15 protein-coding genes are annotated in these 14,620 nt (G+C 62.2%); 11 read left to right on the top strand and 4 right to left on the bottom strand.

The genetic code is table 11. The features are described 5' to 3' along the window. Positions 1-33: 33 nt before the first annotated feature. From glpK to sbmA, 9 genes are all read left to right on the top strand, one after another. Positions 34-1,524 (top strand): glycerol kinase GlpK, encoded by a 1,491-nt coding sequence (gene glpK / locus E8Q41_RS09800; protein ID WP_137155356.1) that lies wholly within the window; start codon positions 34-36, stop codon positions 1,522-1,524. Positions 1,525-1,618: 94 nt separating this feature from the next. Beyond that, complete coding sequence (locus E8Q41_RS09805) at positions 1,619-1,870, top strand: prevent-host-death protein (protein ID WP_137155357.1); 252 nt, start codon at positions 1,619-1,621, stop codon at positions 1,868-1,870. Then, a complete protein-coding gene (locus E8Q41_RS09810) occupies positions 1,870-2,292 on the top strand; it encodes a type II toxin-antitoxin system VapC family toxin (RefSeq protein ID WP_137155358.1) in 423 nt (140 codons plus the stop codon). Before E8Q41_RS09805 ends, E8Q41_RS09810 begins: the two co-directional genes overlap by 1 nt. Positions 2,293-2,376: 84 nt before the next feature. Next, positions 2,377-3,417, top strand: a complete 1,041-nt coding sequence (locus tag E8Q41_RS09815) for an LLM class flavin-dependent oxidoreductase (RefSeq protein ID WP_137155359.1) — start codon at positions 2,377-2,379, stop codon at positions 3,415-3,417. 48 nt (positions 3,418-3,465) lie between these two features. Beyond that, positions 3,466-4,215 carry a type I methionyl aminopeptidase gene (map, locus tag E8Q41_RS09820; protein ID WP_137155360.1) on the top strand — a complete coding sequence of 250 codons (750 nt, stop codon included), beginning with the start codon at positions 3,466-3,468 and terminating at the stop codon, positions 4,213-4,215. Positions 4,216-4,286: 71 nt separating this feature from the next. Continuing rightward, on the top strand, positions 4,287-4,616 hold the full coding sequence (locus E8Q41_RS09825) for a hypothetical protein (protein ID WP_246660147.1): 330 nt from the start codon (positions 4,287-4,289) through the stop codon (positions 4,614-4,616). Between the two features lie 30 nt (positions 4,617-4,646). Continuing rightward, positions 4,647-5,129, top strand: coding sequence for a hypothetical protein (locus E8Q41_RS09830; protein ID WP_137155361.1), 483 nt, complete (start codon positions 4,647-4,649; stop codon positions 5,127-5,129). Positions 5,130-5,274: 145 nt separating this feature from the next. After that, on the top strand, positions 5,275-6,465 hold the full coding sequence (locus E8Q41_RS09835) for a YbfB/YjiJ family MFS transporter (RefSeq protein WP_137155362.1): 1,191 nt from the start codon (positions 5,275-5,277) through the stop codon (positions 6,463-6,465). Between the two features lie 115 nt (positions 6,466-6,580). Further along, positions 6,581-7,846, top strand: coding sequence for a peptide antibiotic transporter SbmA (gene sbmA / locus E8Q41_RS09840; RefSeq protein ID WP_137155400.1), 1,266 nt, complete (start codon positions 6,581-6,583; stop codon positions 7,844-7,846). Here the strand turns inward: sbmA and E8Q41_RS09845 are convergent. From E8Q41_RS09845 to E8Q41_RS09855, 3 genes are all read right to left on the bottom strand, one after another. Further along, the gene (locus tag E8Q41_RS09845; RefSeq protein ID WP_137155363.1) at positions 7,843-8,820 is read right to left on the bottom strand and encodes a polysaccharide deacetylase; all 978 of its coding nucleotides are present in this window, start codon (positions 8,818-8,820) and stop codon (positions 7,843-7,845) included. The genes sbmA and E8Q41_RS09845 overlap by 4 nt on opposite strands. A gap of 82 nt (positions 8,821-8,902) precedes the next feature. Continuing rightward, positions 8,903-9,118 carry a hypothetical protein gene (locus E8Q41_RS09850; RefSeq protein WP_137155364.1) on the bottom strand — a complete coding sequence of 72 codons (216 nt, stop codon included), beginning with the start codon at positions 9,116-9,118 and terminating at the stop codon, positions 8,903-8,905. A 426-nt stretch (positions 9,119-9,544) separates the two neighbouring features. Then, positions 9,545-11,200 (bottom strand): alpha-glucosidase, encoded by a 1,656-nt coding sequence (locus E8Q41_RS09855; RefSeq protein ID WP_137155365.1) that lies wholly within the window; start codon positions 11,198-11,200, stop codon positions 9,545-9,547. A 103-nt stretch (positions 11,201-11,303) separates the two neighbouring features. Here E8Q41_RS09855 and E8Q41_RS09860 point away from each other — a divergent pair, with 103 nt between their 5' ends. Further along, complete coding sequence (locus E8Q41_RS09860; protein WP_137155366.1) at positions 11,304-12,212, top strand: sugar kinase; 909 nt, start codon at positions 11,304-11,306, stop codon at positions 12,210-12,212. An 87-nt stretch (positions 12,213-12,299) separates the two neighbouring features. Beyond that, positions 12,300-13,370 carry a glycosyltransferase family 1 protein gene (locus E8Q41_RS09865; RefSeq protein WP_137155367.1) on the top strand — a complete coding sequence of 357 codons (1,071 nt, stop codon included), beginning with the start codon at positions 12,300-12,302 and terminating at the stop codon, positions 13,368-13,370. Here the strand turns inward: E8Q41_RS09865 and E8Q41_RS09870 are convergent. Continuing rightward, positions 13,352-14,599, bottom strand: coding sequence for an aminotransferase class I/II-fold pyridoxal phosphate-dependent enzyme (locus E8Q41_RS09870; RefSeq protein ID WP_246660148.1), 1,248 nt, complete (start codon positions 14,597-14,599; stop codon positions 13,352-13,354). The genes E8Q41_RS09865 and E8Q41_RS09870 overlap by 19 nt on opposite strands. Positions 14,600-14,620 lie beyond the last annotated feature (21 nt).

Consider the following 14,620-nt stretch of genomic DNA (forward strand, 5'->3'; position numbering starts at 1 on the left):
ATTGAAAATTGGAAAAACGGATGGGAGGATCCAATGAGCGGATACATTCTGGCGATCGACCAGGGCACCACGTCGAGCCGCGCGATCGTCTTTGACGGCGCCATGAAGGCTGTGGCGCGCGGCCAGAAGGAATTCACCCAGTTTTTCCCGCAATCGGGCTGGGTCGAGCATGATCCCGAGGAAATCTGGGAATCTACGCTCTGGTCGGTGCGCACCGCACTCACTGAGAGCGGCCTCGGGGCCTCCGACATCTCAGCCATCGGCATCACCAATCAGCGCGAGACGGTGGTGGTCTGGGATCGCGCCACCGGCAAGGCAATCCACAACGCCATCGTCTGGCAGGACCGCCGCAGCGCGAAATTCTGCGAGGACCTGAAGGCATCGGGCCACGAGCCGCTGTTTACCGAAAAGACCGGCCTGCTGCTCGACCCCTATTTCTCCGGCACCAAGCTTTCCTGGCTGCTCAGCCATGTCGAGGGCGCGCGCGAGCGGGCGAAAAAGGGCGAACTCTGCTTCGGCACCGTCGACGCTTTCCTGCTCTGGCGGCTGACCGGCGGCAAGAGCTTCCTGACTGACGCCACCAACGCCTCGCGCACACTGATCTACAACATCGCCGACAATGCCTGGGATGATGAATTGCTCGGCCTGCTCGACATTCCCGCCGCCATGCTGCCGGAAGTCCGCGACTGCGCCAGCGATTTCGGCGTCACGACGCCGGATCTCTTCGGCGCGGAAATCCCCGTTCTCGGCATGGCGGGCGACCAGCAGGCGGCGACCATAGGCCAGGCCTGCTTCAAACCGGGCATGCTGAAATCCACCTATGGCACCGGCTGCTTCGCGCTGCTCAACACCGGCGCCGACCGCGTGCCGTCCAAGAACCGCCTCCTCACCACCATCGCCTATCGCCTCGATGGCGAGACCACCTATGCGCTGGAAGGTTCGATCTTCATCGCCGGCGCCGCTGTACAATGGCTGCGCGACGGACTGAAGATCATCAAATCCGCCGGCGAAACCGCCGAACTCGCCGAAAGCGCCGATCCCAACCAGCAGGTCTATCTGGTGCCTGCCTTTACCGGACTCGGCGCGCCCTGGTGGGACGCCGAAGCCCGCGGCGCGATCTATGGCCTGACGCGCAATTCAGGCCCCGCCGAATTCGCCCGCGCCGCGCTCGAAAGCGTCTGCTACCAGACGCTGGACCTGCTCGACGCCATGCACAAGGACTGGCAGACCGACGGCAAGGAAACGGTGTTGCGCGTCGACGGCGGCATGGTGGCTTCGGACTGGACCATGCAGGCGCTCGCCGACATTCTCGACGCGCCCGTCGACCGGCCGCAGATCCTCGAAACCACCGCCCTCGGCGCCGCCTGGCTCGCCGGCTCCCGCGCCGGCGTCTGGCCCGACATGGCCGGCTTCTCCTCCAGCTGGGCGCTCGACCGCCAGTTCACGCCTGAGATGGACGATGCGACCCGCAAGGCCAAGGTCGAGGGATGGAACAAGGCGGTAAAGAAGACGCTGGAGGGGTAACGCTTAACCACATTATCGAGCGACACCGCAAAAGCCTCAGGGACTTTGCGACAGGCTCGGAGCCTGATAGATTGTCAGGCTATCGGAGGCTGTCATGACGGTGATGTCTGCTCGCGAGTTCACACGGGATTTGAAGAAGGCGCGCGAACTGGCCTCCGCGGGGCCGGTTTTCGTGTTCGACGAAGGAAAGCAGGCCGGTGTGTGGATTTCGCCGGAAGAATACGAACTTCTTTTAAAGCGCGGACTCAAGAATTCGGAACGGCTTTCCAGACATGGCGGCGCAGTCGAGGATTTCGAGCCGGTTATTTTGAATGACAGCATTCTTCGTCCAGCGGAATTCGATTGATGTTCTTGCTCGACACCAATGTGCTGTCCGAGCTTCGAAAGATCAAAATTAATAAGGCTGACCAGCGGGTCGTTGACTTCATTGACGCGGTCGATGCCGAGGAACTCTGCATCTCGGCGATCACAATATTCGAAATTGAGATGGGCATTCTCAAGATCGACAAGCAGCGCCCGGATGAAGCCGCAATGCTCTCCGAGTGGATGAGCCACGATATTCTTCCTTTCTTCGACACTCGCATCCTGGCCTTGGATCACAGGTCGGCCAAGATCTTCGCGCACCTCATGCATCCCCGCACCCGCCCTTATCGCGACGCGATGATCGCCGCCACCGCCATGGCGCATGGCTGCACCATCGTCACCCGCAACATCAGGGATTTCCAGGATCTCCCCCTCCCCCTGATCGACCCCTGGCTGCCGCGCTGAGCCGCGTCTGACACAGTGTTCGCTTCCCCGCCCCTTTCCTCGCCGCGCGAAAATCGCCATATCCATTGCAAACAGGAGTTTACGATGGAACTGGGCCTCTACACTTTCGCCGACGTCAATCCTGATCCCGCCCCGGGCGAGCGTGGGCGGGATGCGGAGCGGCGCATTCGGGAACTGATCGCGGAAATCGAACTCGCCGATCAGGTTGGCATTGACGTTTTCGGCCTCGGCGAACATCACCGCCGCGATTACGCGGCGTCTGCGCCCGCCGTCATCCTCGCGGCCATCGCCGCCCGCACGACCAAGATCCGGCTGACCAGCGCCGTTTCCGTGCTGAGTTCGGATGATCCGGTGCGCGTCTACCAGCAATACGCCACGCTCGACCTGATCGCCATGGGTCGCGCCGAGCTGATGGTGGGCCGCGGCTCCTTCATCGAAAGTTTCCCGCTGTTCGGCCAGAGCCTCGACGATTACGACCAGTTGTTCGAGGAAAAGCTCGATCTGCTGTTGACCGTGCGCGACCACGAGATCGTCACCTGGCAGGGCGGCGAGACGCGCGCGCCGATCAATGGCCGCGGCGTCTATCCGCGCGCGCTGCAGGACAAGCTGCCGATCTGGATCGCGGTCGGCGGCACGCCGCAATCGGTGGCGCGCGCCGGCTATCTCGGCCTGCCCATGGGGCTCGCCATCATCGGCGGCGAGCCGGCGCGCTTTGCGCCGCTCTTCGATCTCTACCGGCAGGCGGCGGAAAAAGGCGGCCATGATCCCGCTCAGTTGAAGACCTCGATCAACGTCCATGGCTTCGTCGCCGATACGACTGAGGCCGCTATCGACCAGTTCTACGGTCCCTCGAGCGCGGTGATGAACCGCATCGGCCGCGAACGCGGCTGGGGTCCGTCGAGCCGGACGCAATATGACCGTTCCACGGGGCCAGAAGGCGCGCTGTTCATCGGCGATCCGGAAACGCTGGCGCGCAAGATCATCGCGCATCATAAGATCTTCCGCAACGATCGTTTCCTGCTGCAGATGGCGATCGGCCTGATGCCGCATGACCAGCTGATGCGCGGGATCGAGCTTTTCGGGACAAAGGTCGCCCCCATCGTGCGCGACGCGATCGGCGGTTGACCTTTTTCTCCGAAGCGTCGATAGGCTCAGGGGCGAAAGGACCCCCGCATGGTTGTCGAAACGGATCAGGAACTGCAGAAGCTGAAAGAGATCGGCCGCATTTGCGGACTGACCCTCAAGAAGATGTCGGAGGCCATCGAGCCCGGCATGACGACGGCGGAACTCGACGCGATCGGCCGCCGGCTTCTGCAGCAGGAGGGCGCGCAATCCGCGCCCGAAACCTGTTACCAGTTTCCCGGCGCCACCTGCATCAGCGTCAATGAAGAGGTTGCCCACGGCATTCCGGGAGAGCGGGTGCTCAAGCCGGGCGATCTCGTCAATATCGACGTTTCCGCCGTCAAGGACGGTTTCTTCGCCGACACCGGCGCCTCCTTCGTCATGGCGCCGATCGCCTCACGCACGGAAAAGCTCTGCCGCGACGGCAAGCGCGCCATGTGGACCGGCATCAACCAGGTCCGCGCCGGCCAGCCCTATGCGAAGATCGGCAACGCCATCGGCGAGTTCGCCCGCAAGAACCGCTATACGCTGATCCAGAACCTCGCCAGCCACGGCGTCGGCCGCTCGCTGCATGAGGAGCCTTCGGAACTGTCCACCTGGCCAGACCCCTCGGAGCGCCGCCTGATCGACAATGGCCAGGTCTTCACCGTCGAACCCTTTCTGTCGCTCGGCGCCAATTGGGCCGAAGGCGGCAACGATCCCTGGACGCTCTACAGCGAACCGCGCGCGCTGACGGTGCAATTCGAGCACACCATCGTCGCCACACGCGCCGGCCCCGTGATTCTCACGCTGGTCGATTGACGGGCTCCCGATCTGGAACCACTCCCCGCTGCGCGCGTTAGCCCCGAGGGTGAAAAGGGAGCTTGGTTTTCATGACGATAGAATCAATTCTCCGTGCGCCGCTTGCGCTCGCCCTTTTGTCGTTGCTACTCTTCGGTGGGGCGAATGCTCAGGCGCTCGCCCCGAGAGAAGAAACCACCGGATCGATCCCGGCGTCTGGCTTGCAACAAGGGACACGTTCATACACGCAAGCGCAGGCGCGCGCCCGCCTGGAAGCCATGGGTTTCCTGGCCATCGGTGAGCTCCGGCTCGACGCAAAAGGCGTGTGGAGGGGAGTGGCGACATCGGGCGCAAGACGCGTCGATGTCAGCCTGGACAAACAAGGAAAGGTAGCCGCGAGACCACGGATCGATCTCAACTGAAGCCTCGTGAACAGGACGAAAGGAACGCCGATGAAGACCGTGATTGGACTTTTTGACGCCTACGCCCAAGCACAGGACACCGTGACGGCGCTGAAGATGACCGGCATCGCCTCGGACGATATTTCCGTCATCACCAGCCAGAGCGAGGCCGAACGCCTCGACCAGACAAGATCCGCAGAAGCGGGAGAACTGACTGGCTTCAACTATGTGTTCAACAGCGCCAAGGGCCTTTTGAGCGGCCTGATGGGCGCAGATGTGGTCGAAGACCACGCGCATGTTTATGCCGAAAGCGTCAAGCGCGGCGGCGTGTTGGTTTCCGTCCGCATCCATGACGATCGCGAAGGCGAAGTGAAGCGCATCCTGGCGCGCCACGACGCGATCGACGCCGAAGACCGCCGCCGGCTGTTTCTCGACGAAGGCTGGCGCGGCGTGGAAGCGGCTTTCCCGCTCGATGGCGCCCCGGTGATCCGCCCGGATCGCAGCACCTACCGCGCCCAGGTGGCGCGTCCCTGATCAAGGCTCGACGGAATGAGGATGGCGGCTTCGGCCGCCATCTGCGTTTTGAGGCGTCGAAATTGTTATGCATGCTTCACAAATTGTCATTTGTCAGGCTGGGCGATGGGCCCCATATCCGCTGCACTGCAACAGGTCCGCCCTCATGTCCTCCACGTCTTTCGCCGCTGGCGACCCTTATGCCCGCGCAGCCGCCCTCTCCGGCGCGGTCGCGATGGCCGCGGCCATGGGATTCGGACGCTTTTCCTTCACGCCCATCCTGCCCGGCATGATCTCGGAGCTTGGCCTCAGCGCCAGCGCTTCGGGCCTGATCGCGGCGGGCAATTTCACAGGCTACCTCGCCGGCGCGCTTCTCGCCTCGCTCAACTGGGCAACTGGTCGGGAGCGGCGGACGGCGCTTGCGGCGCTCGCCGCCAACGCCGCGCTGCTGGGGCTGATGGCCGCAACCGATGACATCCTGATCTTCACGCTGATCCGCTTTCTCTCCGGCGTCGCCAGCGCCTTTGCGATGATCTTCACAAGCTCTGTCGTGCTGGGGCATGCCGCCCGCACCGGCGGCGAACGCATCCAGTCCGCCCATTTCGGCGGCGTCGGTCTCGGCATCGCCGCCTCATCGGCGCTGGTCTTCGCGCTCGGCCAGATCGCGCCCGGAGCCTGGCGGCTGGATTGGATGGCAGGCGGGTTCGTGAGCCTCGCGGCTTTCGCTCTGGTCTTCACGTATCTGCCGCCGATGGCGTTTGGACCCGCGGCGCAGACGCGGGAACCTCGCCTCGCCTGGACGCCGACGTTCTCCCGCCTGATCCTGTCCTACGGCCTGTTCGGCTTCGGCTATGTCGTCACCGCCACCTTCATCGTCGCCATGGTCAGGCAGGCCCAGATGGGCGCCGGCATCGAATTCCTGAGCTGGTTTCTGGCCGGCTGTGCTGCGGCGCTGTCGCTGATCGTCTGGCGACCGCTGATGCAGCGCCAAGGCCTCGGCGGCGCCTATCTCGCAGCGCTCACGCTCGAAGCCCTGGGCGTGGCGGCCTCCGTACTGCTGCACGGACCGATCGCGCCCCTGCTGGGCGGATTGCTCCTGGGGGCGACCTTCATGGTCATCACCGCCTATGGCCTGAGGTTCGCCCGCGATCTCGCCCCCGAAAGCCCCCGCCGCGCCTTCTCGCTGATGACCGCCGCCTTCGGTCTCGGCCAGATCGCCGGCCCGCTGGCGGCCGGAACCCTCGCCGAATGGACCGGCGGCTTCACGATCCCGAGCCTGATGGCCGCGGGCGCACTGACGCTTGCGGCGCTGATCGCGTTTCCGCTTCGGCGCGCGCCGATCATGACCGGAACCTGACCGGGAAATTACATTCTCGTTAGGCGGCTTTGACGCCATTGCGAGCGGAATCGAACTGAACTAGGGTCGCGCGAAAATGACGTCCGGCAAAGCCGGCAAGCGGAGTATCGCAACCGTGTTCCATTCGTTTTTCCCAGCCCCCAAAAAATTCTTCGGCAGTCTCGTCATATGGACACTAGTCTGTGTCGCGATTTGGTTCGGGTTTGCCAACAACATCGCCACATCTATTGGGTTGCCCTTATCACCACCCAACTCTGAACCAGTAATTGGCGTAGGATACTTCTTCACCAATGACGCCATTGTTTTTTATGGATACTTTATCTTATCCATCGTCTTGTTTTGCGGATTTTGGCAAATCGTCGACAAAAACAATCCGTGGCGATTTTGGTCAATATGGGTGTCATCATTAATTGTTTTTATGGTCTATTTTGTCGTAGACCTCAATGTTGCTTTAACGTACTGGCGCGGACCGCAATATAATCTGATCGTACAAGCACTGACTAAACCAAACGTTAGCACCGTAAGCGAAACCACGCTCTATGCCAGCACACTAATATTTTTCCACCTTGCCACAATTTATGTCGTTGTAGTTGTTTTCAATAATTTTGTGACAAGTCATTACTTGTTTAGATGGCGCAACGCCATGAATGACTATTATTATGCAAATTGGGATCGGGTCCGGAACATTGAGGGAGCTTCCCAACGCATTCAAGAAGACACGATGCGTTTTTCTCGCACGGTTGAATCATTGGGCACTAGCTTGATTGATGCATTCATGACGATGATTGCCTATCTGCCACTCCTTAATGCGCTGTCCACGCCAGTGAAGGCGCTTCCTGTTTTGGGGGAAATTCCTTATCCGCTCGTTACCGCGGCGCTCGCTTGGGCGGTTTTTGGGACACTGCTTATGGTGATCACCGGAATAAAACTTCCTGGTCTTGAATTTCAGAACCAGCGTGTTGAAGCAGCATTCAGAAAGGAGCTTGTTTACGGCGAAGACGATCCACTTCGCGCCAAACCAGCCACTGTCACCGAATTGTTCAGCAATATCCGCCGGAACAATTTCCGGATGTTCTGGCACTACGGATACTTCAACTTCGTTAGATTTTTCTACATCCAGACAGACGCCGTGTTTCCAGTGTTAATACTAGTACCATCAATCAGCGCAGCGGTAATTACTTATGGACTTTTTGAACAATTGAGAACTGCTTTTGCACAGGTGACCAACTCGCTTCAATATCTTGTCAACTCATGGCCGACAATGGTGGAATTGATATCGATTCAGAAGCGTTTGGCCGCCTTCGAAGCCGCCATGAACGACGAGCCTCTGCCCTCACTCGATCAGAAATTCATCGAATCCGGCGGAGAGGAGAAGGTTTAAAGCCCGCTCGCCCCGACCATCCCCCGCATCTCCATCGCCTGCGTGTAGCTCACGCAGGCGACGTCTTTTCTGGAGCAGGTCTCGCCGAGGAAGGTTTCGAGCGCATCCCAATAGGCGCCGCCATTCATCTCGACGAAATGGAAGCCGAGTTGCAGCGGAATGCGCTTGCCTTGATATTGCGTCTCGAAGGCGTTGCGGAAGGCGGCGAGCGTCCGCGCCTCGAATTGCTTGGCGCGGCGGGGCGAATTCAACCCGCCGGAATGGCGGACATAGAGATTGTAGTCCATGCCGATGATCAGCCGTCCCTCCGGCCCCTCGGGAATACGCGGCAGCGCGAAGCGCATCAGGCGGCCTTCGCGCTCCGGCTCCGCCGGCCCCTTGGACACGAGGCTCGCGTCGAAGCGGAAGCCGTGATCGGAGAGCGCCGGCGCGAGACCCGGGCTGGCCGAGAGATAGGGCGCCCGAAAGCCGGTGATGTCAGTGCGGACGAAATCTGCCCAACCCTCCGGCTCCTTGTCCTTGACGCCGTTGCGGGCCCAGGCGTTGAGAAGCGCATCGTCGAAGGCGTCAAACTCGGCCGACCAGTCGGCCCGCGTCCAATCCTTGCCGTCGAAATGCCCGCAGGCGTGTGAGCCGATATCGTGGCCGTCGAGATGCGCCTGCCAGATATGTCCGAGCCGCGCCTGGATCTCAGGCACGGTCAGCGCCCACCCCGTCGCCGATTTGCCGGCGGCGTGATGCGGGGCGCGATAGTTCATCCGATCGGCCGGATTGATGAGATAGGTGCAGGACAGGAAGTAAGTGAACTTCGCCCCTGTCCGTTTCCCCAGCGCCAGCGACCGTTCCCACAGCCTGTTGTCATGCGCGCCATCGAAGGAAATCAGCACCAGCTGCTTGGGCCGATGCGGCGGATCGGCAAGCGCCGGGGCGGCAGAAAGAGCAACAGCGATAGCGAGGCAGGTGTTCAGTCGCATGGGAATTCCGGGCAGTTCAGGGGAAATGCCGATTGCGCCGGAAATGGGGTGATTTGATGTTAGGCAGTGGATTGGAGGTTGATCAGTTCAGATGAGCGCTCGACCAAACGCCGCGCTCGACCCGACCCAGTTCAATGCCGCCATCCATCAGCTTAACAATGCCTCCCCTCGCTGCGGCGAAACAAGCGGCAGCCATCGCAATGTCCTTGTACTGCGCCGGCCCCAGAAAGGCGGCCACTTTTCTCGGTCGAACAACCCGGACGATAATGCCGTTCGGCGCCTCCTCCACCTCGATCATATTCTGCCCCTTCCAGGACGCCAAAAGAAATCCCTCGTTGCGGCAGGGCGCATCCTTTGGAACGCTTTCGTCGATGCGAAGGGTCAAAGCATAGATCAAGCCGCAAAAGGAAACGACGACGAGGGCAAAAAGGATTGTGATTCGCCGCATATTCCGTCCTGTTGAAAAACTGACTTAACAATATTGCTTCAATAAATTTATGAACGCCACGTCGGTTATACAAGGCGCCCTCAGCCCTGCCGGGCACCTCCCCCTCAAGGGAGGAGATTGATGCGCGGCGATGCCTCGCCCTCTACCGACCTCGGACTATGCGGCAAACACGTCGGTTGATGTGGCGGAAGACGATCCGGCCAGCCAATCTCCCCCCCTTTGAGGGGGAGATGGCCGGCAGGCCAGAGGGGGGTGGCCCCACCCTCAGCGCCCACCTCACCCGATCGTCGCGCAGAAGGCGTCGAACCCGTCGAGCTTGACCACACCGCCGTCGAAGCCGGGCTTGAAGCCGGGCAGCGCCAGTTGCTCCTTCACCGACACGGTGTCGGGCACGATGAAGCTCTGGCCCTCGCGCGTCAGGTTGAAGACGAACAGCAGCGCCTGGTCGCCCTGGCGGCGGGTGAAAGCGAGCAGATCCTGATTGACCTGCAGGAAGTGGAAATCCCCTTCGGTCATCGCTGGATGGCTCGCGCGGAAGGCGAGCGTGTCGCGGTAGTGGCTCAGCACCGAGCCGGCAAGCCCCTGCTGGACGTCGACGGCGCGAATGCGGTGTTCTTCCGGGACGGGCAACCAGGGTTTGACGGTCGAGAAGCCGCCATAAAGCTGGCCCGCTTCCCACACCATCGGCGTGCGGCATCCGTCGCGACCCTTGAAGGCCGGCCAGAAGCGCATGCCATAGGGGTCCTGCAGATCCTCATAGGCGATATCGGCTTCGGTCAGGCCAAGTTCCTCGCCCTGATACAGGCAGACCGAGCCGCGCAGCGACAAAAGCGTGGTCAGCGCGATCTTGGCGACGCGGTCCTGGCTGTCGCCGGGCTGCATGAAGCGGGTGACATGCCGTTGAACGTCGTGGTTGGAGAAGGCCCAGCAGATCCAGCCATTGGAGGCCTGGGTCTCGACCGCCGTCACGCATTTGCGGATATGGGCGGCGGAAAAGTCGGGCGACAGAAGGTCGAACGTGTAGCACATATGCAGCTTGTCGTCGCCGGCGGTATAGGCCGCCACCGTCTCCAGCGAACGATAGCCGTCGCCGACTTCGCCCACCGTGGCGCGATCCTCATACTGGTCGAGCAGCGCCCGGAGACGCTTCAGGAAGGCGATGTTCTCGGGCTGGGTCTTGTCGTAGAGATGGTTCTGATAGGTGTAGGGATTGGTGTCGGGCGCATCCTGCGCCGCCCCTTCCACCTGGATCTGCATCGGCGGGTTGTCGCGCAGCAGTTTGTCGTGGAAATAATAGTTGACGGTGTCGAGGCGGAAGCCGTCGACGCCGCGCTCGAGCCAGAATTTCACCGTGTCGAGCAGCGCGTCCTGGACGTCCGGGTTGTGGAAGTTGAGGTCTGGCTGCGAGGTGAGGAAATTGTGCATGTAATATTGCCGGCGCACGCCATCCCATTCCCAGGCCGGACCGCCGAAGATCGACAGCCAGTTGTTGGGCGCGGTGCCGTCGGGCTTGGGATCGGCCCAGATATACCAATCGGCCTTGGGATTGTCGCGGCTCGTGCGGCTTTCCTTGAACCAGGGATGCTGGTCCGACGAATGCGAGATCACCTGGTCGACCATCACCTTGAGGCCGAGCCGATGGGCTTCGGCCACCATCTCGTCGAAATCGGAAAGCGTGCCGAACAGCGGATCGACATCGCAGTAATCGGAGACGTCATAGCCCATATCGGCCATCGGCGACTTGAAGAACGGCGACAGCCAGATGGCGTCGACGCCGAGCGAGGCGACATGCGGCAGCCGCCGCGTAATGCCCTTCAGCGTGCCGCTGCCGGATCCGTCCGGCGCCTGGTAGGAACGCGGATAGATCTGGTAGATGACCGCGCCGCGCCACCAGTCTGCGCCGCTCTTCTTGATTGGACCGGATGTCGCCATGCAAAGTCTCCGTCTCTCTATCCAACTTGAACCGATTTAACGCTTTACCGGCTGCCGCCGCTTCCGTAAACCGCGATCGGGACTAGTGGAGGATTTTGTCAAAATGGCGCGACTGCTGTGCATCGGCGAATGCATGATCGAACTTGCGAGCCTCGGCGGCGACACATTCCGCAAGGGCTTCGCCGGCGACACCTTCAACACCGCCTGGTATGCCCGCGCGTTTTTGCCGGGAGACTGGTCAGTCGCCTATTTCACCGCGCTCGGCGACGATGAAGCCTCCAGCGACATGGAGGGCTTCATGCAAGGCGCCGGCATCGAGACCGGCTTCATCCGGCGCTTACCAGGCCTCAGCCCCGGCCTCTACATGATCCATCTGAAGGATGGCGAACGCTCTTTTTCCTACTGGCGATCGAACTCCGCCGCCAAGCGGCTGGCCGATGACGACGCGGCGCTCGACGCCGCCATATCCGCCTCCGACATCGTCTATTTCTCCGGCATCACGCTGGCGATCCTTGCGCCTGACGCCCGCGCGCGCCTGATGACCAGCGTCGCGAAAGCCCGCGCCGCCGGCAAGCTGGTGGCTTTCGACCCCAATCTCCGCCCCCGCCTCTGGGCCTCGCTCGACGAGATGCGTGAGAGCATCACGGACGGCGCCCGGGTCGCCTCGCTGGTCCTGCCGGGCTTCGACGACGAAGCCGTGTATTTCGGCGACGCGGATGTCGCGGCGACCGTGGCGCGCTACCGGTCGCTCGGCGTCGACACGGTGCTGGTCAAGGACGGCGCGAAAGGCGCGACCATCGCCACAGGGGATCATCAGATTCATGTCCCCGCAGCGCCCGTCGAGACGGTCATCGACACCACCTCCGCCGGCGACAGCTTCAATGGCGGCTATCTCGCCCGGCTCGCCGTAGGCTGCGCCCCGGAAGAGGCGGCTCGCTTCGCCGCGCGCGTCGCGGCCGAGGTTATTCACCATCGCGGCGCGCTGATCCCGCGGCAAACTCTGGGTCTCTAACACGCCCGTCACACGCCTGTAACACGCCCGTCGCACAAGGCCCGGAGAACTCGGGCGACGCCGGATTCTCCCGGCCTGTGAGGCGAAATGGCCAAGATAACGATTGTGACGGATGCCTGGCATCCGCAGGTGAATGGAGTTGTCCGCTCGCTGGACAACACGATCGACGAAATGCGACGGCTGGGCCATGAGATCATGCTGGTCACGCCCGACCGCTTCCGCAACATTCCCCTGCCCTCCTATCCCGAGATCCGCATCGCACTGACGTGGTACCGCACGGTCGAGAAGGAAATCGACAAGTTCCAGCCCTCCTATGTTCATATCGCCACCGAGGGGCCGCTGGGCTTCTATGCCCGCAAATGGTGCCTGAAGAACAAGATGCCCTTCTCCACCAGCTATCACACGCGCTTTCCCGAATATGTCACGGCGCGCATCCCCATCCCCGCCAGCATTCTCTATGGCATGGTGCGCAATTTCCACAATGCGGGGAATGTCTGCATGGTGGCGACGGCCAGCCTGGAAGCGGAACTGACGGCGCGCGGGTTCAAGAATCTCAAGCGCTGGTCGCGCGGCATCGACCATAGCCTCTACCAGCCGCAGCCGCTCGTCGACCGGCCATTCGGCCTGCCCCGCCCCATCTTCATGCAGGTGGGCCGCATCGCAGTGGAGAAGAATATCGAAGCCTTCCTTGAGCTCGACCTGCCCGGCTCGAAAGTCGTGGTCGGCGACGGCCCGGCGCGCGAAAAGCTGCAGAAGGCCTATCCGGATACGCTGTTCACCGGCGCAAAATTCGGCCAGGAGCTCGCCGAACACTATGCGCAGGCCGACGTCTTCGTCTTTCCATCCAAGACAGACACATTCGGCAATGTCATTCTGGAGGCGCTGGCCGCCGGCGCGCCGGTGGCCGCCTATCCGGTGACCGGTCCGGCCGACATTCTCGGCGGGCATCCGAAAGCTGGCGCGCTCGATTCCGATCTGCGCGAAGCCTGCCTCAAGGCGCTCGACTGCTCACGCGAAGCGGCCCGCGCGCTGGCCGAAACCTACACCTGGGAGGCGGCCACACGGCAGTTCCTGGAAAATGTCATGCGCGCCAACGGCGTGCCGCCGGATGAGATCGAAAAGGCCTATGCGCCGGCGCATCAGATGATGAGCGCCTGATCGAAATCCGCGATCAGGTCATCGGGCGATTCAAGCCCGATCGACAGGCGGAAGATCCCGTCGCCGGCGAAACGCCTGTAGTCTTCGAGCTGGGCGCCTTGGAGACGGAAGGTCGAGGTCATCATCGCCTCGGTGTCGAGCAGCACCACGATGGAACGCTGATGGCCGAGCGAAAAGGCGTAGTGGGCGATCTTCAACCGGGTAGCGAGCGCCATGGCCTGCGCCTGCCGATCCTTCTTGACCCGGAAGCCGATCATGCCGCCGGCCAGATCCAACTGGCTGTCGGCCAGCGCCTTTTGCGGATGGCTGTCGAGACCGGGATAGATCACCCGCTCGATGGCGGGATGGCTTTCAAGATAGGCGGCCACCTTGGCGGCGCTTTCGGAAATCATCCGCATGCGGGCGTAAAGCGTATCGACGCCGCGCAGGATCAGCCAGGCGTTTTGCGCCGACAGCGTCGCGCCGAGATAGACGCCAGCGCGGGCGCGGATGCGGGCGATATCGGCCTTGGAGCCCGCCACCGCGCCGCCGAGCGCATCGCCATGACCGTTCATGAATTTGGTCAGCGAGTGTATGACGAGGTCGACGCCGAGATCAAGCGGCCGGGTCGCGGCGGGCGTCGCGAAGGTCGAATCGACGGAGACCTTGATCCCCCGTTCTCTGGCGAGCGCCGACACGCCGCGGAGATCGGTGAGCCGCAGAATAGGATTACAGGGGCTTTCGCAATGGATGAGGCGCGTATGGGGCCGGATCGCCGCCTCGACCTCGTCGAGCCGCGACATGTTTACCGGCGTCACCTCGATGCCGTAGTCCGGCAGGATGCGCTGGGCGAGTTCGGTCGCGCCGGCATAGCAGACATCGGACACCACCAGATGGTCGCCCGCTTTCAGGAAGGTGAAGAACACACCGGCGATGGCCGCCATGCCGGTGGCCGAGCAGAGGGCGGCCTCGGCGTTCTCCAGCGCCGCCACCCGCATTTCCAGCTGCCGCACGGTGGGATTGGTCCAACGGGCATAGAGATAGGGGAGATCAGCCAGATCCTCAACGCCATCGGCCGAAAAAGCGCCCTCGCCCGGCAGTAGCGCATTGTTGACCGATGCAGAGAGATTGGGCGCGATAGCGCCCGTCGATGGGTCGATCGCAAGCCCTGCATCGACGGCCCGTGTCTCAGGCCGCCAGCTGCGGATGTCCTCGGGGGACGGCGCGGTGAATTTGCCGGTTTCGGTCACGCCAGAGCCTCCCATGCCTCG

Source organism: Rhizobium sp. FKL33, assembly GCF_005222915.1.
Taxonomy (GTDB): Bacteria; Pseudomonadota; Alphaproteobacteria; order Rhizobiales; family Rhizobiaceae; genus Rhizobium_E.

Bases quoted from the DNA above. Each gene is read 5' to 3' on its own strand.
- glpK (WP_137155356.1), top strand. From the start codon at position 34: ATGAGCGGATACATTCTGGCGATCGACCAGGGCACCACGTCGAGCCGC.
- E8Q41_RS09810 (WP_137155358.1), top strand. From the start codon at position 1,870: ATGTTCTTGCTCGACACCAATGTGCTGTCCGAGCTTCGAAAGATCAAA.
- E8Q41_RS09845 (WP_137155363.1), bottom strand. From the start codon at position 8,820: ATGCGACTGAACACCTGCCTCGCTATCGCTGTTGCTCTTTCTGCCGCC.
- E8Q41_RS09860 (WP_137155366.1), top strand. From the start codon at position 11,304: ATGGCGCGACTGCTGTGCATCGGCGAATGCATGATCGAACTTGCGAGC.
- E8Q41_RS09825 (WP_246660147.1), top strand. From the start codon at position 4,287: ATGACGATAGAATCAATTCTCCGTGCGCCGCTTGCGCTCGCCCTTTTG.
- E8Q41_RS09850 (WP_137155364.1), bottom strand. From the start codon at position 9,118: ATGATCGAGGTGGAGGAGGCGCCGAACGGCATTATCGTCCGGGTTGTT.
- E8Q41_RS09815 (WP_137155359.1), top strand. From the start codon at position 2,377: ATGGAACTGGGCCTCTACACTTTCGCCGACGTCAATCCTGATCCCGCC.
- E8Q41_RS09830 (WP_137155361.1), top strand. From the start codon at position 4,647: ATGAAGACCGTGATTGGACTTTTTGACGCCTACGCCCAAGCACAGGAC.
- E8Q41_RS09805 (WP_137155357.1), top strand. From the start codon at position 1,619: ATGACGGTGATGTCTGCTCGCGAGTTCACACGGGATTTGAAGAAGGCG.
- E8Q41_RS09865 (WP_137155367.1), top strand. From the start codon at position 12,300: ATGGCCAAGATAACGATTGTGACGGATGCCTGGCATCCGCAGGTGAAT.
- E8Q41_RS09835 (WP_137155362.1), top strand. From the start codon at position 5,275: ATGTCCTCCACGTCTTTCGCCGCTGGCGACCCTTATGCCCGCGCAGCC.
- map (WP_137155360.1), top strand. From the start codon at position 3,466: ATGGTTGTCGAAACGGATCAGGAACTGCAGAAGCTGAAAGAGATCGGC.
- E8Q41_RS09855 (WP_137155365.1), bottom strand. From the start codon at position 11,200: ATGGCGACATCCGGTCCAATCAAGAAGAGCGGCGCAGACTGGTGGCGC.